Source organism: Streptomyces pratensis, assembly GCF_016804005.1.
Lineage (GTDB): Bacteria > Actinomycetota > Actinomycetes > Streptomycetales > Streptomycetaceae > Streptomyces > Streptomyces pratensis_A.
The window spans coordinates 7,620,703-7,644,030 of the sequence record NZ_CP051486.1; the positions used below are offsets into that span (position 1 = coordinate 7,620,703).

Annotated in this window: 20 protein-coding genes, 1 tRNA gene and 2 pseudogenes; 8 read left to right on the top strand and 15 right to left on the bottom strand. The window is 70.4% G+C overall.

Going from position 1 to position 23,328, the window contains the following annotated elements; translation table 11 throughout:
* Positions 1–9: 9 nt before the first annotated feature.
* Genes HED23_RS31965 through HED23_RS31985 form a run of 5 tightly spaced genes read right to left on the bottom strand, consistent with a single transcriptional unit; the run spans position 10 to position 5,206 of the window.
* Positions 10–414, bottom strand: coding sequence for a hypothetical protein (locus tag HED23_RS31965; RefSeq protein WP_203186797.1), 405 nt, complete (start codon positions 412–414; stop codon positions 10–12).
* Complete coding sequence (locus HED23_RS31970) at positions 411–1,106, bottom strand: ubiquinol-cytochrome c reductase iron-sulfur subunit (protein ID WP_203186798.1); 696 nt, start codon at positions 1,104–1,106, stop codon at positions 411–413. The genes HED23_RS31965 and HED23_RS31970 overlap by 4 nt, the downstream gene beginning before the upstream one ends.
* A complete protein-coding gene (locus tag HED23_RS31975) occupies positions 1,103–1,705 on the bottom strand; it encodes a 4Fe-4S dicluster domain-containing protein (RefSeq protein ID WP_203186799.1) in 603 nt (200 codons plus the stop codon). The genes HED23_RS31970 and HED23_RS31975 overlap by 4 nt, the downstream gene beginning before the upstream one ends.
* A 7-nt stretch (positions 1,706–1,712) precedes the next feature.
* Complete coding sequence (locus HED23_RS31980; RefSeq protein WP_203186800.1) at positions 1,713–4,037, bottom strand: molybdopterin oxidoreductase family protein; 2,325 nt, start codon at positions 4,035–4,037, stop codon at positions 1,713–1,715.
* A complete protein-coding gene (locus HED23_RS31985) occupies positions 4,034–5,206 on the bottom strand; it encodes an MFS transporter (RefSeq protein ID WP_203186801.1) in 1,173 nt (390 codons plus the stop codon). Before HED23_RS31985 ends, HED23_RS31980 begins: the two co-directional genes overlap by 4 nt.
* A 172-nt stretch (positions 5,207–5,378) precedes the next feature.
* Here HED23_RS31985 and HED23_RS31990 point away from each other — a divergent pair, with 172 nt between their 5' ends.
* Both HED23_RS31990 and HED23_RS31995 read left to right on the top strand, forming a co-directional pair.
* On the top strand, positions 5,379–6,542 hold the full coding sequence (locus tag HED23_RS31990) for a P1 family peptidase (protein WP_203186802.1): 1,164 nt from the start codon (positions 5,379–5,381) through the stop codon (positions 6,540–6,542).
* A 154-nt stretch (positions 6,543–6,696) separates the two neighbouring features.
* Positions 6,697–7,443, top strand: coding sequence for a DUF6227 family protein (locus HED23_RS31995; RefSeq protein WP_203186803.1), 747 nt, complete (start codon positions 6,697–6,699; stop codon positions 7,441–7,443).
* 202 nt (positions 7,444–7,645) lie between these two features.
* On the opposite strand, the pseudogene HED23_RS32000 reads toward HED23_RS31995, so the two are convergent.
* Positions 7,646–9,234, bottom strand: a pseudogene (locus HED23_RS32000) (MFS transporter).
* Positions 9,235–9,295: 61 nt separating this feature from the next.
* Here HED23_RS32000 and HED23_RS32005 point away from each other — a divergent pair.
* Positions 9,296–10,279: a helix-turn-helix transcriptional regulator gene (locus tag HED23_RS32005; RefSeq protein ID WP_203186804.1), complete on the top strand. Its 984-nt coding sequence runs from the start codon at positions 9,296–9,298 to the stop codon at positions 10,277–10,279.
* Positions 10,280–10,398: 119 nt separating this feature from the next.
* On the opposite strand, the gene HED23_RS32010 is transcribed toward HED23_RS32005, so the two are convergent.
* Positions 10,399–11,400 (bottom strand): sigma-70 family RNA polymerase sigma factor, encoded by a 1,002-nt coding sequence (locus tag HED23_RS32010; RefSeq protein WP_203186805.1) that lies wholly within the window; start codon positions 11,398–11,400, stop codon positions 10,399–10,401.
* A 147-nt stretch (positions 11,401–11,547) separates the two neighbouring features.
* Here HED23_RS32010 and HED23_RS32015 point away from each other — a divergent pair, with 147 nt between their 5' ends.
* Complete coding sequence (locus tag HED23_RS32015) at positions 11,548–12,129, top strand: GNAT family N-acetyltransferase (RefSeq protein WP_203186806.1); 582 nt, start codon at positions 11,548–11,550, stop codon at positions 12,127–12,129.
* Here the strand turns inward: HED23_RS32015 and HED23_RS32020 are convergent.
* Positions 12,077–12,859 (bottom strand): dioxygenase, encoded by a 783-nt coding sequence (locus HED23_RS32020; RefSeq protein WP_203186807.1) that lies wholly within the window; start codon positions 12,857–12,859, stop codon positions 12,077–12,079. The two genes, HED23_RS32015 and HED23_RS32020, sit on opposite strands and share 53 nt — an antisense overlap.
* Before the next feature lie 183 nt (positions 12,860–13,042).
* Here HED23_RS32020 and HED23_RS32025 point away from each other — a divergent pair, with 183 nt between their 5' ends.
* Complete coding sequence (locus HED23_RS32025) at positions 13,043–13,555, top strand: MarR family winged helix-turn-helix transcriptional regulator (RefSeq protein ID WP_203186808.1); 513 nt, start codon at positions 13,043–13,045, stop codon at positions 13,553–13,555.
* A 360-nt stretch (positions 13,556–13,915) separates the two neighbouring features.
* Here the strand turns inward: HED23_RS32025 and HED23_RS32030 are convergent, their stop codons facing one another.
* Both HED23_RS32030 and HED23_RS32035 read right to left on the bottom strand, forming a co-directional pair.
* On the bottom strand, positions 13,916–15,436 hold the full coding sequence (locus HED23_RS32030; protein ID WP_203186809.1) for an MFS transporter: 1,521 nt from the start codon (positions 15,434–15,436) through the stop codon (positions 13,916–13,918).
* A gap of 249 nt (positions 15,437–15,685) precedes the next feature.
* On the bottom strand, positions 15,686–16,348 hold the full coding sequence (locus HED23_RS32035; RefSeq protein WP_203186810.1) for a TetR/AcrR family transcriptional regulator: 663 nt from the start codon (positions 16,346–16,348) through the stop codon (positions 15,686–15,688).
* 263 nt (positions 16,349–16,611) lie between these two features.
* Between HED23_RS32035 and HED23_RS32040 the strand changes: the two genes are divergently transcribed.
* Positions 16,612–17,889 (top strand): M6 family metalloprotease domain-containing protein, encoded by a 1,278-nt coding sequence (locus HED23_RS32040; RefSeq protein WP_203186811.1) that lies wholly within the window; start codon positions 16,612–16,614, stop codon positions 17,887–17,889.
* A 103-nt stretch (positions 17,890–17,992) separates the two neighbouring features.
* Here HED23_RS32040 and HED23_RS32045 read toward each other — a convergent pair whose 3' ends face one another.
* Both HED23_RS32045 and HED23_RS32050 read right to left on the bottom strand, forming a co-directional pair.
* Positions 17,993–19,726 carry a class I adenylate-forming enzyme family protein gene (locus HED23_RS32045; RefSeq protein WP_238442192.1) on the bottom strand — a complete coding sequence of 578 codons (1,734 nt, stop codon included), beginning with the start codon at positions 19,724–19,726 and terminating at the stop codon, positions 17,993–17,995.
* A gap of 369 nt (positions 19,727–20,095) precedes the next feature.
* Positions 20,096–20,239, bottom strand: a complete 144-nt coding sequence (locus HED23_RS32050) for a hypothetical protein (protein ID WP_203186813.1) — start codon at positions 20,237–20,239, stop codon at positions 20,096–20,098.
* On the opposite strand from HED23_RS32050, the gene HED23_RS32055 reads away from it, so the two are divergent.
* Positions 20,213–20,285: transfer RNA gene (locus HED23_RS32055), tRNA-Arg, on the top strand. The two genes, HED23_RS32050 and HED23_RS32055, sit on opposite strands and share 27 nt — an antisense overlap.
* A 219-nt stretch (positions 20,286–20,504) precedes the next feature.
* Here HED23_RS32055 and HED23_RS32060 read toward each other — a convergent pair.
* Positions 20,505–20,942 carry an NUDIX hydrolase gene (locus HED23_RS32060; protein WP_203186814.1) on the bottom strand — a complete coding sequence of 146 codons (438 nt, stop codon included), beginning with the start codon at positions 20,940–20,942 and terminating at the stop codon, positions 20,505–20,507.
* A gap of 61 nt (positions 20,943–21,003) precedes the next feature.
* Positions 21,004–21,198: pseudogene (locus tag HED23_RS32065) on the bottom strand (ferritin-like domain-containing protein); the annotation flags it as partial.
* A 429-nt stretch (positions 21,199–21,627) separates the two neighbouring features.
* On the opposite strand from HED23_RS32065, the gene HED23_RS32070 reads away from it, so the two are divergent.
* Entirely contained in the window at positions 21,628–22,377 is a 750-nt protein-coding gene (locus HED23_RS32070) for an ATP-grasp domain-containing protein (RefSeq protein ID WP_203186815.1), read from the top strand.
* Between the two features lie 107 nt (positions 22,378–22,484).
* On the opposite strand, the gene HED23_RS32075 is transcribed toward HED23_RS32070, so the two are convergent.
* The gene (locus tag HED23_RS32075) at positions 22,485–23,321 is read right to left on the bottom strand and encodes an adhesin (protein WP_203186816.1); all 837 of its coding nucleotides are present in this window, start codon (positions 23,319–23,321) and stop codon (positions 22,485–22,487) included.
* Positions 23,322–23,328: the final 7 nt, after the last annotated feature.

Sequence of the window (23,328 nt, forward strand, 5' to 3'; positions counted from 1 at the left end):
CGGCCGCGCTCAGCGATCCTTCGGGTCGAGCAGCCACAGCCCCAGTACGACGAGGAACGACAGGCACAGAAAGCCGGCACCCCACCAGGCCGTGCCCGTGTCGCCCTCCATCCACACGTTGACGACCTCCGTCAGTGCCCAGAGCTGGCCGACGACGACGCTCAACGCCAGGACCAGCCGGGCCGTCAGTTTCGCGGAGCGCTCGGGCTCCTGTTCCGATCCCGCCCCGGGCCCCGGGCCGGTGTGACGCACCCGCGGATCGGCGTAGCCGCTGGTGGGCCGGATCTGGGGATAGCGCTCGTGGAGGGGTCGGTTCAGCTCGGCACGCGCGCTGCCCGGGTGGTATTCGGGATACGCCGAGCCGTCCGGGCTCGGGGGCCGCGGCGGCTCGACCGGCTCCAGCGGCTCGGTCATGTCCGCCTCCCTGTGGACGTGGCGTCGGACGGAGCCGGCGCGGGCGGTGCCTCGGCGCCGCCTCCGGTGCCGGGGCAGCCGATCCGGCCGGCGAGGTCCGGGCGGTCCTCACCGAGCTGGCGGCACAGCCCCTCCTCGATGCTCTCGCCGGAGCGGGTGGTGCCCACGGCCCAGATACTGCCGTCCTCCAGTTCGGTCAGGGCCACCTTGGGCAGCCCTCGGGGCGGTGGACCGGCCGTGACCTCACCGGTGCGGGCGTCGAAGATCCCCTCGTGGCAGGGGCAGTAGAGCTCACCCTCCGTGCCTCGGTCCTTGCGCCAGAGCACGGCACAGGCCAGGTGGGTGCAGACGGCGGAGTAGCCGACGAGGGTGCCGTCGTCCATCCGCACGGCGACCGCCCGGTCCTCGTCGCCCGGGTACCGGAAAGCGAGGGACTGGCCGGGCAACAGCTGCGCTGCGATCCGTTTCGGGGCCGGTGCCTTCCCGTCCTCCGTCTCGCCGTGCCGGTGGAGGATGCCGCCCGCGACCGCCAGCCCGCCCACGGCCAGTCCGCCGGAGACGGTGGCCACGATCCGCAGGTAGTCACGTCGTGTGGTCAGCGAGTCGGCGGCGATCCTGTCGTGCAGCGCTTCACGGGGGTCGCTCCCGGGGCCGTGGTCGGGGCCCGGCTGCTGCTGTTCGGTGACGCTCATCGGCGGACGTCCTTCCCGTTGATCTCGACGACGGGGAGTCCTCCGGGTACCGGCCACTGGACCCGCTCCGCGGGCACGACCATGGCCACACCGGTGCGGACCTCGCTCTCGCCGAAGACGAAGGTGTCGGCGACCTGCACGCCGGGGCGTTCCGCCTGGAGCTCCTCGAGGGTGCCGTAGTAGAGGGCACCGGTCGGGCAGACGGTGGCACACATGGGGGCGAGTCCGTAGGCGGTGCGGTCGTAGCAGAGGTTGCACTTCATCTGCAGCTTCGCCTGCAGGTCGATCTTCGGAACCCCGAAGGGGCAGGCGTTGACACAGTTGGCACAGCCGATGCAGCGGGTGGTGTCGGCCTGCTGCACGACACCGTCGGCGGTGACCAGGATCGCGTCGGCCGGACAGACCTCGGCGCAGGGGGCCACCGGGTCCTCGCAGTGCATGCAGACCGTTGGAAGGGAGGCTACGGAGGTGCCCTCGTCGGTGTAGTCGAGGTGGATCATCGACTTGCCGCGGTGGGAATCGCATTCCCGGCAGGCGGAGACACAGGCCTGACAGCCGATGCAGCGCCCCGGGTCGATGAACATCGTTCTGCCCATCATCCGGGCATCAGCTCCTTTCCGAGGTGCCGCGGCCCTGCGGGGCCGTGGGCGGCAACGGGTCGGTACGGGAGACCTGGGTCTCGGGGTAGGCGACATGGCCGGGGGCCACCGGGGGCGCGGGGACCTCGTCGATCGCTGCCGCGTGCTCGATGCGGCAGGCGCAGACCTTGTACTCGGGGATCTTGGAGCGGGGATCGAGGGCATCGATGGTGAGCGCGTTGGCTGCTGTCGGGATGGGCCAGTGGTAGGGGATGAACACCGTGTCGGGCCGGATCGCCTCGGTCACGAGCGCGGGGAAGACCTCGCTGCCGCGCCGGGTGACGACACGGACGGGTTCGCCGTTGTGGAAGCCGTGGGAGGGGTGGATCTCGGCCCAGGGGCGGGGGGTCTGCTCGACAAGGGCTCCCAGCCGGCGGGTCTGGTTGCCGGAGAGGAAGTGGGCGACAGTGCGGCCGGTCGTCAGCGTCATCGGGTGCTCGTCGTCGTACGGGTCCGCCGGCGGGTGCCACTCGACGGCCTGCATGTGGATCTTGCCGTCGGCGTGGTAGGTCGTGCCGTCCTCGAACAGCCGGGGGGTACCGGGATGGTCCGTGGACGGGCAGGGCCAGGAGATCCCGCCGGTCTCCTCGAGCCGTTCGTAGGTGATGCCGGAGTAGTCGATGATCGTGCCCGCCGAAGCCCTGCGCAGCTCGTCGAAGACCTCGCGGGAGCTGTCGAAGGCGAATTTGTCACCGGCTCCGAGACGGCGGGCGATCTCGCACATCACCCAGGTGTCGGTCCGCACCCCGGACGGTGGTTCCTGCGCCTTGTTGTGCTTGACGACACGTGCCTCGGCGTTGGCCATCACGCCTTCGTCCTCGGCCCAGATGGTGACGGGGAAGACGACGTGAGCGTTGGCGGCGGTCTCGGAGAGGAAGAAGTCGAACTGGGCGTGGAATTCGGTGGTGTCGTACCCCTCCTTGACCACGGCGTAGTTGGGGAGCGAGACGAAGGGGTTGTTGCAGATGCCGATCAGGCCGCGGATCTCCTGGCGCTGCATCTGCCAGACCATTTCCATCATCGAGGTACCGGCGGCCGGGAGTTCGGACTCCTCGATGCCCCAGATCTCGCAGATCTGCCGACGGTGCTCCTCGTTGAGGATCGAGCGGCCGCCGGGGAGCAGGTCTGCCTTCTGGCCGTGCTCGCGGCCTCCTTGACCGTTTCCCTGTCCGGTGAGGGTGCCGTAGCCGGCGCCGGGCTTGCCGATGTGACCGGTGGCGGTGCAGAGGTTGATCACGCTGAGGCAGTTCTCCACGCCCTGCGTGTGGTGTTCGATGCCCCGGGCGTGGAAGGCCATGGCCTTGGGTGCGCGGGCGAAGGCACGGGCGACCTGGACGACCTGCTCCGCGGGGATTCCGCAGATCTCGGCGGCGCGGGCCGGGGGGTACTGGGCGACGGCGGCCTTGACGTCCTCCCAGCCTGTGGCGTGGGCCGCGAGATAGGTCTCGTCGGTGAGCCCCTCCTCGATGATCACGTGCAGCACGGAGTTGAAGAAGGCCGAGTCGGTGCCCGACTTGAGCGCGACGTGGATGTCGGCGGTGCGCGCGACCGCCGTCTCACGCGGGTCGATCACGATCAGAGTGGCGCCGCGGTCCCGGGCACCCCAGACGTACTGGGTCAGCACGGGGAAGCACTCACCGACGTTGGCTCCCGCGAGCAGGAGGCAGTCGGTGAGCAGGATGTCGGAGAAGGGGTTGCCGGCCCGGTCGATGTTGAAGGCGAGCTTGTTGGCGCCGGCGGCGCTGACCATGCACAGACGGCCGTTGTAGTCGACGTGCTTGGTCTTCAGCGCCACCCGGGCGAACTTGCCGACCAGGTAGGTCTTCTCGGAGAAGAGGCTGGCCCCGCCGAGTACGCCGAAGGCGTCCCGCCCGTGGTCCTGCTGGATGCGCTTGATCTCGGAGACCGTGAAGTCGAGTGCTTCGTCCCAGGAGACCTCCCGCAGCTCCTCGTCGCGGGAGCGGCGCATGAGGGGGGAGGTGAGCCGGTCCGGGTGGTTGACCTGCTGGTAGGCGTTGATGCCCTTGGGGCAGAGGCGCATGCGGTTGATGTCGTGATTGCGGGGCTCCACGCCGAAGACCTTGCCCCCGCGGTCCACGCGGAGGTACATCCCGCACTGGACGCCGCAGAAACAGCAGTGGGTTGGGACGAGCGTCTCGCCGTTCTGGTCGGCGTGCCAACGGTCCGCCGGGATGCCGCCAGCGTCCCGGAAACCACGGGTGCCCGGGGGCGCGAGGGAGGGGTCGAGGGGGACGGCATGACGGCCGTCGACTGCGTGCGGATCCGCGGTCACTTGAAGCCCTTCTTGACCTGGGTGAGATAGGCGTTGCCGCGCAGGACCCGCTTGCAGCGCGGGCAGTATTCGGCCCATGCGTCGAAGCCCAGTTCGAGGTCCTGCATGGTGCCGCGCAGGTTCTCGACGTAAGGGCCCGTGTCGATCGCTTCCCCGCAGCGGCGGCAGGGGAAGACCTTGTCGTCCTGGCGGTCGGTGTACTTGAAGAGCTGCATGCCGACCGCAGCCGGGCGCTGCACGATGTGGAAGAACTTCCCGAACGGGATGTAGATGAGGGTGAAGACCACCGAGACCATGTGGAGGATCGCCAGGAACTCGTAGCCCCCGCCGTGCAGGAAGATCGAGGAGAAGGTGAGCAGCAGGCCGGTCACCGAGATGATGATCAGCGCGAGCAGCGGCACCATGTCGTAGGCGAACCGCTGCCCGGTGATGGCCCCGCGGTCCTTCATCCGGCGCCAGAGGAAGTACGACGCTCCGGGGATGACAAGGACCGCCGCGATGTCCAGGCCGTGGAACATCAGCCAGCCGATGAAGTTCAGCGAGTCGAAGCCGAGGATCTTGACGCCCCAGATGCGCATCTCGTAGCCGGGCCCCGAGCCGCTGCCGGAGGTGAAGGTGAACCAGCCCCAGGTCAGCGGGAAGGTGATCAGCGCGGCGAGGATGCAGCCCCAGAAGATCAGCTGGTGGGCGGCCCAGCGGGCGTGGGAGCGGGCGCCGAGGAATTTCTGGAAGCCCAGATAGGTCGCGATCATCTTCGGCAGGGCGGTGGGCGTCCTGCGGAAGTTCTCCTTGGAGAACAAGCTGCGCCAGCCGTTCTTGAAGAGCCGTCGGGCGCCGGGAGCCGAGACCCAGACCGTGTAGCGGTAGGCGACTCCGAACGCGAGGAAGACGGTGGCGACGGCGTACGGGAGCAGCGCCGAGTCGAAGTCGTGCAGCAGGCGGCTGCCGAAGACGATCGCGAGGATCAGCAGGCCGGACACGGCGGCGCCGGCCAGGGTCGCGCGGCCCGAGACGGATCGAGGCAGGCGCCGGGCTGCCCTCGCGGCGACGGAGGGCCCGGCGGCAGAGGGCCCCTGGCCGGATCGACGGCCTTCCGTCCCGCCGGACGTGCCGGTGCGGGCACCGGAATCGGACTGCTCGGCTGCGGCGGGTTCTGGTGGCTCGGTCACCCGGCCACCGTAGGACCGCGACAGGCGTTTGGTCCCGTTATATCCCCTGATGGTGTGATCACGTCGCCCAGGTGGCCCGCGTTCGGACGGTCCACGACATGTCTCCGCTTCCTCTGCCGTCGCCTGTACGTTCGCCGGTACACGGCACCCACGCACTCCCGAGGAGCTCGTCATGACCGAGGAACTGCCCGGCCCGGGCCCGCTGGACGCACTGACGGACGTGGCCGGAATCCGCGTCGGTCACGCCCGGGTACCGGGCGAGGGCGCGTTGAGCGGAACCACCGTCGTCCTCGCCCCCGAGGGCGGGGCCGTGGCGGCCGTCGACGTACGCGGAGGTGGCCCCGGCACCAGGGAGACGGACGCCCTCGACCCGCGCAATCTGGTGCAGCGGATCGACGCGATCGTCCTGACCGGCGGCAGCGCGTACGGACTCGACGCCGCTTCAGGCGTGATGGCCTGGCTCGAGGAGCGGGGTCGTGGTGTCCCGGTCGGCCCGGACCCCTCCCAGGTGGTGCCCGTGGTCCCGGCTGCCTGCCTCTTCGATCTGGGCCGGGGCGGTGAATGGCGGGACCGCCCGGACGCTTCGACCGGCCGTGCCGCCGTGGAGGCCGCCGCCGCCACCGAGCCGGGTACACAGGTCCCCGAGGGCAACGTGGGCGCCGGTACGGGAGCCGTGGCAGGGCGGATCAAGGGCGGTGTCGGCACGGCGAGCGTGCGCCTGGCCTCCGGGGTCACGGTCGCCGCCCTGGCCGTCGTCAACGCGGCGGGTTCCGTCGTCGATCCGCGGACCGGGGTGCTGTACGGGGAGTACGGATCGGGCCGGCCGCCCGCGCACCCGGCGCCCTCCGTGCACGAAGCCGCGCGCCGGCGGCTGGCGGAGATCCGAGGCGCAGCCCGGAGGGACGACGCGGCGGAGAACAGCGGCCCCACGGACGGCACACCGGCGAACGGCACCGAGGGGAGCGACGCCGAGGGGAACGGCGTCCACGGGGGCGGCGTCCACGGAGGCAGCGTCTTCAACACCACGATCGCGGTCGTCGCGACCGACGCCGCCCTCACCCGCGCGCAGGCGCAGAAGCTCGCAGGCACGGCGCACGACGGGCTGGCGCGCGCCGTCCGGCCGGTCCATCTGCTCACCGACGGGGACACGGTCTTCACCCTGTCCACCGGCCGGCTCCCGCTGCCCCCGGAGCCCACCGCCGCGCTCAACGACATCCTGGCGGCGGGTGCGGACGCCCTGACCCGCGCCGTCGTGAAGGCCGCCAGGGCGGCGCGGGGGGTCGACGGCCCGGGAGGCACGTTCCCCTCGTACAGCGAGCTCTACGGCGCATCCTGAGTAGGCCGGGAACCCCTTGCGCGGCATCCCGAACAGACGGGGAACTTTCCGCGTGCGCCGTACGTTTTTTGCGAACCTCGGTCACGATGTCAGACCCAGGGACTACGTTATGCACGCATCGGGTAACACGCGGCGACGGCCTGGAGACAGCACCTTGAGCGATCCGTACGAGACAACCGAGCAGCACCTCGAGCGACTCCTGCGATGCGCCCTCAACTCCTTCGAACTGTCCGACACCACGGTCGACCGGCTCGGGACGGCGCTGGCGCACAGCAGTGCCCTGCATTCGTCCCACCACAGTTCCGTACTGCACCGTGAGACCTACCGGCACACCTACCTGCTCTCCGACGGCACCGCGCTCACCCTCTGGGAGCTGGTGCACGGTGGCGGCAGGGACATCCCTGCCCCGCGCCGTCACGAGCTGTACGACGACGAGGGCGACGCGCAGATCGCCGCCGCGCGCCTCGCCGGCAGCTTCTGGGACACCCCGGCCCTCGGTGACGACAGCCTCCGGGAGGACTTGGAGGCACTCACGCTGCTCATGAGCGTCCCCCCGGCTCCGCTGCCCCGCATGTACGCCCCCGACAACTCGGCGGACCACGCCCGCCGCGTACTGCGCCGGGCGGAGAACAGCGATCGGCCCGGCGTCGGGACGGCCGGACTGCTCCGGGCGGCGTTCGCCCACCACATCACCCAGGTCTTCGGCCGTCAGTACCGTGTCGACGGCCGGGATGCCGGTTTCACGCTCTACGAGCACGCCTTCCTCCTCCTGGACGGCAGCGAGACGAGCCTGTGGGAGGTCGAGCACACGGCCACACCCGACGGCCGCCACATGTGCGAGGTGTACGACGACGAGCAGACCGCACGCCTGGCCATGGAGAACCGCACGCGGATCTGCTGACCGGCCGGGACCGGCCCTGGCTCCGAACGGGCTGACCCGCCCGGCCGCCCCGCCCGTGACTCCGGGCCGAGCAGCCGGGCGGGTCAGCCCGTCAGGTCATCAGGTCGCCGGCTCCAAGGGCATCAAGTCGTCAGGTCGCCGGCTGGTCGGCTCGTCAGCTGGTCGGCTCCTCAGCTGGTCAGCTGGTCAGCTGGTCAGCTGGTCAGCTGGTCAGCGCAGGCTCCTTGGAGACCGCTTCGCCCTGAGCCTGCGCGGAGTCGTCGTCCCCGCCCCCCTCCAGATGCACCCGCGGCCTGGCGGGCAGGGCGAACATCACGAGGAAGATCACCGTGAGCACCCCCGCCACCCACCAAAGCGACTGCTGGAAGGCGTCCACGAACGCCGCGCCCATCGCTTCCGGTGGCAACCGGTCGCTGATCGAGCCGAAGAAGACGACCGAGACCAGGCCGAGCCCCAGCGCCGTACCCATCTGCTGCACCGTGTTGATCAGTCCGGACGCCGATCCCGAGTGCTCCTTGGGCACTTCGGAGAGCACCGCGTCCGTCAGCGGAGCCACGATCAGTCCCATGCCCACGCCCATGACCACCAGCGGGAGTGCCATCTGCCAGGGGCTGATGGCCAGTCCGTACCGGCCGGCCTCCCAGATGTACAGCAGCAGCCCGACGATCATCAGCAGCGCACCCGTCTGCAGCACCTTGCGGCCGAAGCGGGGCACGAGCTTCTGTACGGAGACACCGGCGGCGGCCGAGACGGCGATCGAGAACGGGATCCCCGTCGAGCCGGCCTTCAGGGCGCTCCAGCCGAGCCCCATCTGCAGGTAGAGCGTCCAGACCAGGAAGAAGATGCCCAGGGCGACACCGAAGGTCAGCTGCACGGCGGTGCCCGCCGCGAAACTCTTCACGCGGAACAGCGAGAGTTCGATGAGCGGCGAGCCGTCCCGGTTCGCCTTCCGGCGTTCGAAGGCGACGAGTGCCGCGAACACCAGGAGACTCGCGGCCATCGACAGGTGACCCCACAGCGGCCAGCCCAGCTCGCGTCCCCGGGTCAGCGGGTAGAGCAGCATGAGGAGCCCAGTGTCACCAGGGCGACCCCTGCCAGGTCGAGCCTGAGTGCCTTCGGTGCCTTGGACTCGCTGATGAACTTCCTGCCGAGCACCAGTCCTGCGATGCCGACCGGCAGGTTGATCAGGAAGATGGGCCGCCACTCGAGACCGAAGATGTTCCATTCGGTGAGCAGTGCGCCGAGCAGGGGCCCCGACACCGCTCCGAGCCCGACGATCGCGCCGAACAGCCCGAAGACCTTGCCGCGTTCGTGCGCCGGGAAGGTGGCGTGCACGATCGACAGGACCTGCGGCACCATCAGTGCGGCCATACCGCCCTGCAGGATGCGCGACGCCACCAGCATCTCCGGATTCACGGCGAATCCGCAGAGGGCGGAGGCGATCGTGAAGCCGCCTATGCCGACGAGGAAGAGCCGCTTGCGTCCGTAGATGTCACCGAGCCGGCCACCCGTGATCAGACCGGCCGCGAAGGCCAACGCGTATCCGGCGGTGATCCACTGGATCGCTGTGAACGAGGCACCCGTGTCCTCGGTGATGCTCGGGATGGCGATATTGACGATCGTGACGTCGACCAGGTCCATGAAGGCCGCGGTCATCACGATCGCCAGCGCGATCCAGCGGCGCCGGTCCGCCGGGTCCTGCGGCGTTGCCGGCCCTGTTGACACCGTGGGGCCGGCCGCTGACGCCGTGGGGCCGGCTGCCGTGTCCGGCAGGGGTTCGGAAGAAGTCATGCGAAGAACTTAGTAGTGATACAGGTCAGATAATGACCTGATAGCCCGGCATCCTGTATCCATGACCGACACCCCGGCACGACTGCTGAAATTGCTGTCGCTCCTCCAGACACCCCGCGAGTGGCCGGGCAGTGAGCTGGCCGGCCGACTGGACGTCAGCCCGCGCACCATCCGCCGCGACATCGACCGGCTCCGCGACCTGGGCTATCCGGTCGAGGCGTCGCGCGGTTCGATCGGCGGCTATCGCCTGGTCGCGGGCACCGCCATGCCGCCGCTCCTGCTGGACGACGAGGAGGCCGTGGCCATCGCGGTGGGACTGCGGGCAGGAGCCGGGCATGCCATCGAGGGCGTCGACGAGGCTTCCGTACGGGCCCTGACCAAGCTGGAGCAGGTCCTCCCGGCACGCCTGCGGCACAGGGTCTCAGCCCTGCAGAACGCGACGGTGCCCCTCACTCGCGGCGACGGCGCGACCATCGATCCCCGGACGCTCACGGTGATCGCCTCGGCGGTCACCGCGCGCGAACGTCTGCGCTTCGACTATCGGGCGGGGGACGGAGCCGCGTCGAAGCGGCAGGCCGAGCCGTACCGGCTGGTGAGCACGGGCAGCCGTTGGTATCTCGTCGCGTACGACCTGGACCGCGAGGACTGGCGCACCTTCCGGGTGGACCGGGTGAGTGAGCCGTTCGCCACCGGTGCCCGCTTCACCCCGCGCGAGCTGCCTGCGGAGAGCGAGAACGGTGCGGAGCTCCTCTCCCGGTCGATGTCCCGCACCCAGCCGGAGCTGCACATCGATGTGACGTTCGAGGCGTCGGCGGGCTTCGTGGCGGCCCGGCTGCCCGCTGAGTTCGGCGCGCTGGAACCGGGTGGGGCGGACAGCTGCCGCCTGCGTACGAGTTCCCGGAGCTCGCTGGAGTGGGTGGCCCTGCGGCTCGCGCTGGTGGACTGCGCGTTCGAGGCGCACGGCCCGCCGGAGCTGGTGGAGCGCCTCGGCGTCCTGGGCGCGCGCCTTTCCCGGGCGGCGTCGCCCGTCCGGCGGCCGGGCTGACATGAATGAGCCCCGGCGCCGGGGGGGGTGGGCGCCGGGACTCAGCTCATGGGACCGGAAGGAGACCGGTCGTCGGGCCGGTGCGAACCGGCTTGATGTGGAGATTACGGGTTATCGGCTCATGCCGCAGCGTCAAAGCCCGTGTCGTGAGCCATTCGCTTCAATTCGAGCAGTGCGTGCTTCTCGATCTGGCGGATCCGCTCCCGTGTCAGACCGTGCTGCTTGCCCACCTCGGTGAGGGTCCGCTCGCGGCCGTCCTCGATCCCGTAACGCATCTTGATGATCGAGGCGGTTCGGTTGTCGAGCTTGCCGATCAGGTCCTCGAGCTCCTCGCTGCGCAGGAGAGTCATCACGGACTGCTCCGGCGACACGGCCGAGGTGTCCTCCAGCAGGTCCCCGAACTGCGTGTCTCCGTCGTCGTCCACGGACATGTTCAGGCTGACCGGGTCACGGGCCCAGTCCAGGACGTTGCCGACGCGCTCGGCGTTGGAGTCCAGCTCGGCGGCGATCTCCGCGTGCTCGGGATCGCGCCCGTGCTCCCGGTTGAATTCGCGCTGCACGCGCCGGATCCTGCCCAGCTCCTCCACCAGGTGGACGGGGAGCCTGATCGTGCGGGACTGATCGGCGATGGAGCGGGTGATGGCCTGCCGGATCCACCACGTGGCGTACGTCGAGAACTTGAAGCCCTTGGCGTAGTCGAACTTCTCGACCGCGCGCACCAGGCCGGCGTTGCCCTCCTGGATCAGGTCGAGCAGAGGAAGGCCCGCCCTCGGGTAGCGCCTGGCCACGGCAACGACGAGCCGGAGGTTGGACCGGATGAATACGTCCTTGGCGCGCTCGCTCTCGGCGACGAGCGCCTCCAGCTCCTCACGCGTCGCTCCACCGGCGTCGCTCTCCACCTCGCCGGCGAGGATCTGCTGGGCGTAGACGCCCGCCTCGATGTCCTGTGAGAGCTCGACCTCCTTGGCGGCGTCGAGCAGCGGTGTGCGAGCGATCTCGTCCAGGTACATGCCGACCAGGTCGCGATCGGCGATCTCCCCGCCCACGGCGCGAACACTGCTTGCCCGGTCGGTCCCGCCGGTGCTGGCGGACGAACGACGGGCGACGGCACGGGTTGCCATGCGTGCTCCCTTGCTGAGTAGGTCGCGACACCCTCCCGGGTGCCCTGCATCCGATGGAAACAACGACTGGAATCCGGACAGAATTCCCACGACGCCCATTCACTTTCGAGATCATGCAGTACCCTGTCGGCCCCCAAGGGAGGACAGATGCCGCAGATACCCACAGAAGTGCAGGTCAGGCCAGGCGTGGAAGCCGACCTGCAAGCGCTCACGGACATCTACAACCATTACGTCCGTGAGACCGCGCTCACATTCGACACGGCCGCCTTCACACCGGAGGAGCGTCTGCCCTGGTTGCGCTCCCACCCGGAAGACGGTCCCCACAGGCTGCTGGTTGCTAAGGACCCGGATACCCGGCACAACGCGCGCCATGTCCTGGGTTATGCCACCAGCAGCCCGTACCGCCCGAAGGCGGCGTACAGCACCTCGGTCGAGGTGAGCGTCTACCTCGCTCCCGACACCACGGGCCGTGGGATCGGCACACTCCTCTACAAGGCGCTCTTCGAGGCCCTGGCCGACGAGGACGTCCACCGCGCCTACGCCGCGATCGCACAGCCGAACGAGCCCTCGGTCCGGCTGCACGACGCCTTCGGGTTCCGCCACGTCGGGACGTATACGGAGGTGGGCCGCAAGTTCGGCCGGTACTGGGACGTGTCCTGGTACGAGAAGCCGCTGCTCAGCCGAACTGCACCGAACGCTTCGCCAGACCCATCCAGAAGCCGTCGATGACGCTGCGCCCCTGACCGAGCTCCCCCTCCGCCGCGCCGAGCGTGACGAACAGCGGCGCGAAGTGCTCCGTGCGCGGATGGGCCAGCCTGCCCGCCGGCGAGGCGTGCTCGAAGTCCAGCAGGGAGTCGACGTCCTGTGCCTGGAGCGCCCGGTTCCCCCAGTCGTCGAACTCCGCCGACCAGCCGGGGGTGCCGCCGCCGGTGTGCCTCAGCGCCGCCAGGTTGTGCGTGAAGAAGCCGCTCCCGACGATCAGCACACCCTCGTCGCGCAGCGGGGCCAGCTTGCGCCCGATGGCCATCAGCTTCTGCGGGTCGAGCGTCGGCATCGAGATCTGGAGTACGGGGATGTCGGCGGCCGGGAACATCTCGACCAGCGGTACGTACGCCCCGTGGTCGAGGCCGCGATCGGGGATGTCCTGGACCGGGGTCCCGGCGCCCCGCAGCAGCTTGCGGACGTCGTCCGCGAGCTTCGGAGCTCCCGGAGCGGCGTACTGCACCTGGTAGTAGTGCTCCGGGAAGCCCCAGAAGTCGTAGACCAGCGGCACGGGCTCGGTGGCACCGAGGGCGAGCGGGGCCTCTTCCCAGTGCGCGGAGACCATCAGGATCGCCTTGGGGCGCGGCAGGCCCGCCGACCAGGCCGCCAGCTCACCGGGCCAGACCGGGTCGTCGGCGAGCGGCGGGGCGCCGTGCGAGAGGTAGAGGGCGGGCATGCGCTCCGCGGTGACTGTCATGACACTCCCATTCCTCTGCCGATCAAGGTATGTGTGTTCTCTACAGGTACCGGGAACCGGCAACTGCGCGAGCACCGGGGATTCGGCAGATCGGCTCTTCGGACCCGAGTCTTTGAATCTTCAAGTTCCAACCCCCAGAGACCTTAGCTCTATCTAGTTCAACTTTCAAGAAAAGGTCGTACAGTGGAGTACATGACCACGGCATCCCCCGGCGGGCCCCGGTGGCTCACCGACGAAGAACAGAGCGTGTGGCGCGCCTACCTCCACGCCACCACGCTCATGGAGGACCACCTCGACCGCCAGTTGCAGCGCGACGCCGGCATGCCGCACACCTACTACGGGCTGCTCGTCAACCTCTCGCAGGCCCCCCGGCGGCGAAAGCGCATGACCGAGCTGGCCAAGGACGCCAAGATCACCCGCTCCCGTCTCTCGCACGCCGTCGCCCGGCTGGAGAAGAACGGCTGGGTGCGCCGCGAGGACTGCCCGTCCGACAAGCGCGGCCAGAACGCGATCCTGACCGACGAGGGCTACGACATGCTGCGGCGGTCCGCGCCGGGACACGTCGACGCGGTGCGCCAGGCGATGTTCGACCGGCTCAGCCCCCAGCAGGTGCAGAGCCTCGGCGAGATCATGCAGGTCGTCGCCGCCGGACTGCAGCCTGAGGGCACGGACGCGGATCTGCCCTGGCTCCGCTGAGCGGAACCAGGGCAGACGAACAGGGCCGGCACCGCAGGCCGTCAGGCATCGCACCGGGTGGCTCGGCGCCGGGCCGGGTGCCCGGGCCCGGGGCCCGGGCCGGGTCAGGGCCGGGTCAGGGCCCGGTGTCCGAGCCGGTCAGGCCCGGGGGTCCGCTCCATCACCGGCCGCGGGTGTCCGGTCCGTGCCCGGCCCGGGTGTCCGGTCCGTGCCCGGCCCGAGTGTCCTGGGGCACCCGCGGCCGGGTGTCCTGTCCGGCACCCGCGGCCGGTGCGCGTCGACGGCCGGTGTGCGACACCCGTCGGTGCGCGATGGGTGCGGCACCCATCGGTGCGCGACGCTTTCGGTTCGTGACGCCCGTCAGTGTGCGACGACCGGGATCTTGAGCTCGTGCTCCATCCCGTCCTCCAGCTCCCCAGAGCCGTCGGCCGGGCCGGAGCCCGGACGTCCGGTGTTGATCAGGACGACCGCGATCGCCGACGCGGCGACCAGGATGCCGACCGCCCACCAGATGGCACCGGCGAAGCCGGCGACCATGGCCTGGAGCTGGAGCAGCTTCGGGTCGCTCGCACCGGCGGCGTGGTCGGCGATGTACGCGGTGGTGGCGCCGGCGGCGATCGTGTTGAGCAGCGCCGTACCGATGGCACCGCCGACCTGCTGCGAGGTGTTCACCATCGCGGAGGCGACACCGGCGTCACGCGGCTCGATGCCGTGCGTGGCCAGCGACATGGCCGGCATGAACGCCGTGCCCATACCCAGCCCGAGCAGCAGTTGGCCGGGCAGGATGACGGCCGTGTAGGACGTTTCGATGTCCAGCTGGGTCAGCAGCAGCATGCCGACGGCCGCCACCAGGAATCCGGGGCCCATCAGCAGCCTCGGCGGGACCCGGGTCATCAGCCGGGTGCCGATCTGGGTGGAGCCGACGATCATGCCCACGATCATCGGCATGAAGGCGAAGCCGGTCTTGACCGGGCTGTAGCCCTTGACCACCTGCAGGTAGTACGTGAGGAAGAGGAAGAGCCCGAACATCGCGATGATGGCGAGGCCCAGCGAGAGGTAGACGCCTCCGCGGTTGCGCTCGGTCAGGACGCGCAGCGGCAGCAGCGGCGACTTCACGCGCGACTCGGTGATCACGAAGGCCAGCAGCAGCACCGCGGCCGCGAAGAACATGCCGATGGTCAGCGAGTCCGACCAGCCGGCCGACTCGGCGCGGGTGAATCCGTAGACCAGCGCGACCAGGCCCAGCGTGGACAGGACGACGCCGGGGATGTCGAGCGGCGAGCGGTTACGGCTGCCGGACGGCTCACGGATGACGAAGTAGGCACCGGCGGCCGCGACGATCGCGAACGGGATGTTGACGAAGAAGGTCCAGCGCCAGTTCAGGTACTCGGTCAGGAAACCGCCCAGGATCAGGCCGACCGCGCCACCGCCACCGGCGATGGCCCCGTAGATACCGAAGGCCTTGGCGCGCTCCTTGGCGTCCGTGAACATCACGGCGAGCAGGGAGAGGGCCGCCGGCGCGAGCAGCGCGCCGAAGACTCCCTGGAGGGCACGGGAGCCGAACATCATGGCTTCGTTCTGGGCCGCGCCGCCGAGCGCGGAGGCCGCGGCGAAACCGAGCAGACCGACGACGAAGGTGCGCTTACGGCCCCAGAGGTCGGCGATGCGTCCGCCGAAGAGCAGGAGTCCACCGAAGGCGAGTGCGTAGGCGGTGATGACCCACTGCTTGTTGCCCTCGGAAATGCCCAGGTCGGTCTGGGCGGAGGGCAGGGCGATGTTCACGATGGTCGCGTCGAGCACGACCATCAGCTGGGCGAGGGCGATGAAGCCCAGCGCTTTCCATCGACTGGGATCCGGAAAGGTGCCGGCTGTTTTCGACATGGGTGTAGCCACCTAAGGACGCGAAGAGTTACGAAGTCGACGAACGGGCCGCGAACGGACACGCGTACGACATCGGAAAAGGGCGAGGGATACCGAGGGCCGGGCCTGTGTCAGGCCCGGGCCCACGCGAGAACTGAAGTGAGTGATGCGGGGCGGAAGTCTGTGGGTCGGTTCTCCGGTGCGGTTCTGCAGCGCTGCGGTGCGGTGCTGCGGTGTGGTTCTCCGGTGCTGTTCAGCGGCGCGCGGGCATCAGCGTCCGTTGCGCAGGTCCTCCAAGGTCGCCGCCGATCCGGGCAGTTCGGAGCGGGCCGGGGATTCCAGGCCGTCCAGGAAGAGCTGCAGATGGCGGTGGGTGAACCGGTCTATGTCCAGGCAGGCGATGCCGGGCAAGGGCCGGGTGAGCTGGGAGAGGGCGACGAGCACGTCACCGACGGCGATGTCGGTACGCAGCCTCCCTGCGGACATGGCGCGCTCCACGAGCCCTTCGACGGCCTCTTCGAGGCGACGGCGCTCGGTGAGCAGTTCGGGATGGTCGTTGTCGAAGCCGCCGGAGAGCATCGGGCACAGGGCTCCGATCCGTTCGTCGGCCGCCGCGTGGACGAAGCGGCTGAGCGCGGCGAAGGGGTCGGACTCGGCCGCGACGGCCTCCTCCAACCGGTCGGTGGTGCGGGAGGTGACGGCCAGCACGACCTCATGGATCAGAGCTGCCCGGTCGGGGAAATTCCGGTAGAGCGTGGCGTTACCGACTCCGGCCCTGCGCGCGACCTCGTCGAGCGGCACGTCCGGCCCGAACTCGACGAACATCTCACGCGCGGCCACCACGATCCGCTCCCGGTTGCGCAGGGCATCGGCCCGCGGGCGGGGCGTACGGCGCTGTGCTGCACAGACAGCGGTCCCGGCGACGGAATCCACGGCTACGACCCTTTCCTGTCGGCGTGTACGGCGCCCCTCCGGCGAACCGGGGAGCGCGTCCCCGTTTCACGGGAACACAAGTACAAACGGGGAGAGGCTCCCCGGTTATTTCCCGCACTCATGTGACCTGGGACACACATCTCATGCGGCGAAAAACCCCTCCATCGGCGCACCCAGCGAGCGTTCCCCCACGACCCGGATGAGGCTGATCGCCAGAGCGCAGTCAGAGCCGGACGGCTGCCGCGGAACCGAAGGCGAGCCCTATGCAGCAGCCCCGCCACCGGATACGCGGACACCGCCGCCCTCTCGCACTCGCCGGGGCGACAGCCCTGATCATCGCTACGACGGCGTCGGCCAGCTCCACCCTCCCCGTCGCCAGCCGCGCCTCCGCCGGGCCGGTGGCCGCAGCACGCGGGACCGGCCTCGCACCGTGCCGCATACCGACGGCCATGGGCGTACAGATGTCGGAAGGCATGCCGACACCGCCCGGCTACGCCCGCTCCACCGGCCGTATCAGAGCCCTCAACCTGATGATCGACTTCCCTGACGCGCGGGCGACGGAACCGGCGGCGGACCGGCTCGCGGAGTTCTTCCCGCAGACCTCCGACTGGTTCCGCACCAGCTCCTACGGACGGCTCACCTACCGGCCCGAAGCTCCCGTGAACGACTGGCTGCGGATGCCCCTGCCGTTCTCCGAGTACGGGATAGAGCGCGGCGCCCCGTTCGAACCGGGCTACCGCAAGATGGTCAAGGACCTGGTGACCGTCGCCGACCCGAAGGTCGACTTCTCGGCGTACGACCTGGTCAACGTGCTCGTCACCCCGAACGCCGGGCCCTCCGCGCTGGACACCGTCCTTTCGGTGACCTTCTCAGGCAACGACGACGCACCCTTCGCCGACGGCGTCCCGCTCGCCAACACGTCCTTCGTCTACAGCCGCCAGGACGACGGCTCCGGCTCGTACGCGGAGACCGGCTACCGGGTCCTCCCCCACGAGAACGGCCACGTCTTCGGACTGCCCGACCTCTACACGATGGAGGGCGGCGGCTCCGTGGGGCACTGGGACATCATGTCCGAGGACTGGGGGGCCAACAACGACCTCCTGGGCTGGCACAAGTGGAAGCTCGGCTGGCTGGACAGCGGCCAGATCAGCTGCGCCGCCATGCCCGGCACCAGCGAACGCGTCCTCGAACCGCTGGCCACCGAGGGCGGCCCGAAACTGGCCTTCGTGCCGGTGAGCGCGCAGTCCGGCTACGCGGTGGAGGTCCGGACCGCGGAGGGCAACGACGAAGCGGTGTGCCGGCCCGGGGTCCTCATCTACAAGGTGAGCGCCGATGTGGACACCGGCCAGGGCCCGGTCTCCGTCGAGGACAGCACCGAGGACAGCGGGGGCTGCACCCGGCGGCCGAATGTGCACGCCGAGCTCTCCGACGCCGCTTTCCAACCGGGCGAGACGTTCACCGACCGGGCCCACGGCATACGAATATCCGTGGTGGACAAGGACGACGACGGAAGCCACCGGGTGCGGATCACCCGGCCCTGAGCCCGCGGCCCCCGGCCCCTCGCGCGCCCGCAGCCCCTGCTCCCGCCGTCAGCGCCGGACCTCGGGCCCCGCCCACAGCCTCTCGGCCCCGCACCCCTGCTTCTCAGCCCTCGCCCTCGTCCGCGTACTGCTGGAACGCGCCGCGCAGCTCACGCTTCAGGATCTTCCCCGTGGCATTCCGCGGCAGCGGCTCCCGCGTCACCACCACATGGGCGGGGACCTTGAAAGCGGCCAGGCTCCGGCCCACACGCTCTTGGAGCGCCTCCGCCGTGACGACGGAACCCGGCCGCACCCGGACGACCGCCGCGACCTCCTCGCCCAGCACCGGGTGCGGGACCCCGAGCACCGCCGCGTCCTCGACGTCGGGGTGAGCGTGCAGAGCGGCCTCGACCTCCACGCAGTACACGTTCTCGCCGCCACGGATCACCATGTCCTTGATCCGGTCGACGACGGTCACCCGCCCGTCCCGGACGACGGCCAGATCCCCCGTACGGAACCAGCCGCCGGTGAAGGCGTCGGCCGTCGCGGCCCCGTCGCGCCAGTAGCCACGGAACAGGGACTGGCCGCGCAGCCACAGCTCGCCGGTCCCGCCGTCCGGGAGGGCACCGCCCGTGGGACCGGCGATCCGCACCTCGGTGACCGGGGTCGGGGTGCCGACGGATTCCGGGTACGCCCGGTACGCGGCGCCGAAGTTGGCCAGCACGCCGCCACCGGTCTCCGTCAGGCCGTAGCCGTTGCGCGGTTCGATCCGGTCGCCGTGCCGTGCGGTGAGCCGGGCGACGAGGTCCGGCGGGGCCGCCGCACCGCCGGTGTTCAGCCCCCTCAGGCTCTCCATCTCGTCTCCCGCGCGGTCAGCTGCCGCGAGCAGCTGGAGCGCGGTGGCCGGAACGCCCGCGTAGTGGGTGACCCCGTGCCGGCGGATCAGCCGGAGGGCCTCGCCGGCATCCCACTTCGGCATCAGGACGAGGGCGCCGCCCGACGCCATCGCCGCGTACAAGCTGGTGAACGCGGCGACGTGGAAGAAGGGGAACGTCATCAGGGTGACCGACGCCGGACCCTGCCCCGGGAAGACCCCACGGCCCAGCGCCGAAGCAGCCGCCTGGTAACGCGGGTTGAGGGCCGCACCCGCCTGGGCGAGGTGGGTGGCCACGGCGCCCTTGGGCCGCCCGGTGGTGCCGGAGGTGTAGAGGATCGTGGCATCGTCCTCGGCGCGGATCTCCACCTCGGGCGGCGCCGCCGCCGGATCGGGCTCCGGCAGGTCCGCATACCGCTCGGCCCGGGCCGGCAGTTCCAGTTCGCCCTCACCATGTTCGCCCTCACCATGGAAGACGACGAACCGCGCGCCTGCCTTCCGGCCACGGTCCGCCACCTTCGGCAGCTGCTCCGCGTCCACCAGCAGCACCGCCGGCTCGCAGTCGTCGAGGGCGTAGCCGAACTCCTCCTCGGTCCACCAGGTATTGAGCGGCACGGCAACGAGACCGGCCAGCTGCACCGCCCAGAAGGCGATCTGCCACTCGGGGTGATTACGCATCGCCACCACGGCCCGCTCCCCGGGGCGCAGCCCGTAAGACTCGTTGAGCCGACGCGCCAGCGATGAGGCCGCGGCGAAGAACTCCCCGTAAGAGAGCACTCGTTCGCCCGAGATCAGGAACGGCTGGTCACCGAATGCCCAGGTGGTCTCCACGAACTCCCGCAGCGTGCGTGGGCCGTGCGCGTACACGAGAGGCCCGTGTTCCGCCCGCACCACGGCGAAAGGGGCCCCTGGGCCGGTCAACGACGCCTCGATCCGGGCCAGGGCTGCCGGATCGGGTGAACGGCTGGGGTCGGCGTGCGTCACGAACGGCCTCTCCACGTACTGGCTCAGCGACCCGGCGACGCTATGCCCGCACCCTTGCCCCGTCAAGGAACCCACAGCGCACGGCGCACACCACCGCACCCGGGCACCCGGGCACGCGGGCACCCGGGCAGCCGGGCACCCGGAACCCTCCGGGACACCTCGGGCGGGCCGAACGACGCCTCCCCCGTCATATGCCCGCCCGCGCGAGCCGGTCACCCCGCCACATCACCGGAGCCACCGCCGAGCGGGGCCGACCCGGCCCACGCATGCGCAGCGGCATCCAGGACACCCGGCCAGTGCTCCGGACCACCCCTCTCAGGCGGCAGGCCGCCCCACGGCATGACCTTCCGGCCGACGAGCGGCCACCCGCTACACTGTCAGCGGTGAGGCAGCCGTCGTCGGCCGCATCACCACGAAACTGCTGGAACCCAGCTGTCCGAACCACCGGCCACCACCGGCCTCGGACACCTGGTCCGGCAGATCCCCGCCTTCGTAGCTCAGGGGATAGAGCACCGCTCTCCTAAAGCGGGTGTCGCAGGTTCGAATCCTGCCGGGGGCACAGCGCAGTACCACTCTGACCTGGGGTTTCTTCCCCAGGGAGGGGCTTACTCGGCCTCGGACTTCTCGTCCGGGGCCGTTTGCGTGAGCGGACGGGATGCTGTCCCCGATCCGGCCCCCGGATCAGCACCATCGTCGGTCGAGGCGAAGGCCACGCGCGCCCCGCACCGGGACCGGCGCACCTGGCGGCGGTCCCTGTGGCACGTTCAAGACGCGTCGCTCAGGCCGTGGCGACACCTGCGAGAGATCCGTCGGCGAGGGCGCCTCGGAGAACGTGGGCGATCTCCTCGGGCTTGAGGTCGATGCCGTCGATCCCCTCCACCGTCAGCGGGACCTCCTCCAGTGCGTACTCGCCCCGGCCCTCGGCACCGAACTCGGGCCCGGTTCGGTCGTCGAAGGACCACGTCGCGATACGAGCGAGGTAGAAGAGCTGACGCTCCTCGTCGGACTCCATCGTGTGCAGGAGCCGGACGATGTCCGCCTTCCCTGCGATCTCCTCGTGGATCTCCCGGTGAAGGGCAGCCTCCCGGGAATCGTCATCGGCTTCGACACCTCCGCCGGGAAGCACCCAGTACACGGGAACTCCGGGCTTGGTACGGCGGATGACCAGCATCGTGCCGTCCTCGGTCACGAGGACGGCACGGACCCGTTCCATCATTCGGCTCTGTCTCCTTGCTTGTTGACGGTCTCGGTGCAGGAAGTGGTGGGGCTGTCTGTCGTCAGCCCGCGCTCGTCCCTGTATCCGGGCGGGGCGCCAGCACTGCGGAGACCACCGCCCGGGACGAGGTCATGACATCGGCCGTGAACCGCACGCGCCCGATACCGAGTTGGCGCAGTGCCGCACCGTGGTCGGCGGCGACGACGAGCGAGACCGCGAGCAGAAGAAGTCGCCACAGGGCCATCGCGGGGCTCTTCCGCGTCCCTCTCGTACGCGGCCGTGAAGGCCGCTTCCCCCATGGCGTTCCGTACGGCGGCCGTGATTCGGCTGACGTCGCCGCGCTCGGCGTGTGGCAGCGGTGCGCCCACGGAGGCCCGTGACCGGGCGGCGGTGCCCAGCAGGCCTGCGGCGAGTTCGGGACGGCCCCCGAGCTGCCACCCGCCCGCCAGCCCCTCCAGCGCCAGGGCGATCGCCCTCGGGTCGCCCGTGCTCCTGGCCGCGTTCAGGCCCTCCGTGTGCAGGTCCAGGGCCGCTTCGGTGTCACCCTGCTGCTCGGCGATGAAGCCCGGTTCGGCCAGGATGGTCTCGTCGGCGTGCATCCGGCCCATGCAAGCCGAACCCGGCACGGGCTGTCGAGCGGAAAACCGGTGGGTCCGCGCCTCCTCGTGCGGCAGGATCCGGGTGCATGGCCCTCGTACTCCCGCCCGGTCTCACCGCCTCCGCCCGCACTCTCCGCGACACCGCCCGGCGGCGGGGCATGCGGACCGTGCAACTGCCGGACCGCGAGGTGCCGGAGGGGCTGCGCACCGGCGGCGCGTATCTGCACGCCGGCCCTTCCTTCGCCGATGCCGTGGCCCCCGCACTGGACATCGCCCCGCTCGAAGCACCCGCCGACTGGCTGGCCCGGCTGCCCGCCGCGTTCGTCCGGCGCGAGATCCGTGCCGTCCCCATCGGTGAGGCGTACGGGCTGCGTCGCCCGGCCTTCGTCAAGTCGCCGAACGACAAGAGCATTCCGGCGCTGGTCTACGCCGACGGGTCCCGGCTGCCGGGGCCTGACGCGGTCGACACCGGGACGACGGTGCTGGTGAGCGATGTGCTCGCCTTCGACGCGGAGTACCGGCTGTATCTGCTCGACGGACAGGTCCACACCGGCAGCCGTTACGCCACGCGGGGAAAGCTGCACCTGGCTCCGCTGTCCGCCGGGGCACGCGCCTTCGGCTCCGAACTGCTCGCCGCCTGCGGGCACACGCTGCCTTCCGCGATCGTCGTCGACGTCGGACTCACCGATGCGGGGCAGTGGGCGGTCGTCGAGGCCAACGCAGCCTGGGCCAGTGGCTGTTACTCCTCGGATCCCGACCGCGCACTGGACGTGGTGCTCCGCGCCGCCGGCCCCGCCGCACACCTGACGGAACGGGACGGCCCGTTCGTCAGGTGACCTTCCGCACCGGGCGGATCGAGCAGATCAAGCAGATCGAGCAAATCGACGAGATCAGGGCGAACCAAGCGGAACAGGCGGATCAGGCGTCAGGGCGCTCGCACGGATCAGCGGCAGGAGGCCTTCAGCTGTGCCGCCGCGTGGTGCGCGCCCACCAGTGCGGCGTCGCCCCAGTCCCGGCCCCGGTCGACCAGTTGCACGGCGAAGGTGTCGCCCTTGACCGGGTAGGTCCGTACGTCGACGGCGGTGCCCCGGTGCTCCGGCTGACGGACCGCGAAGCCCGTGTAGGCCGAGTCCTTGTCGTGCGGGTCTGAGAGGACCCGGTACACGGCCGGGTCACCCGCCACGTCCCTGTCGCGGACGCTGGTGGGCACGAAGACCGTCAGCGCGCACTCGCGGAAGCCGTCTCCGAGATGCCAGGACCAGACGGCACTGCTCCCCCGGTCCTGGTCCGGGCTCCCCGACATGGGGACGGCACTGAACCGGCCGTCGCAGGAACTCCCCTGGAAACCGCCCGACTCGACGGTGTACCAGCCGGCGTCGCCGTTCTCGAATCGCCCGTGCTCGGCGTAGCCGCCCGTGGTGCAGCCGGGCCCGGCCCACGCCGTGTAGCGGTAACGGCCGGCCTCGGCAGAGGGCTCCGGCATGGCGTCACCGGTCGGCTCGGCGTCCCCTGACCCGATCCGGGTCGGGGCTCCGCCGCCGGCCGGCGCCGGTACGGCACCGGCCGTGCCCACGGCCTCCGTGCGCGCGCCCTCCGCCCCCGCGGCGAGCAGCGACACGGCGGTGGCCAGACCGCCCAGGGCCACCACGACTCCCGCCGCCAGCAGCGTTTTCCGCCGCCGGGGCAGCGCGGAGATCCGGCCCGTCAGTGTCTCCCGGGCGATCCAGGAACCGCTCCCGCCGGGCGAGCGCTCCACGGAGCCGCACCGGGGACAGACCATGCCCGGC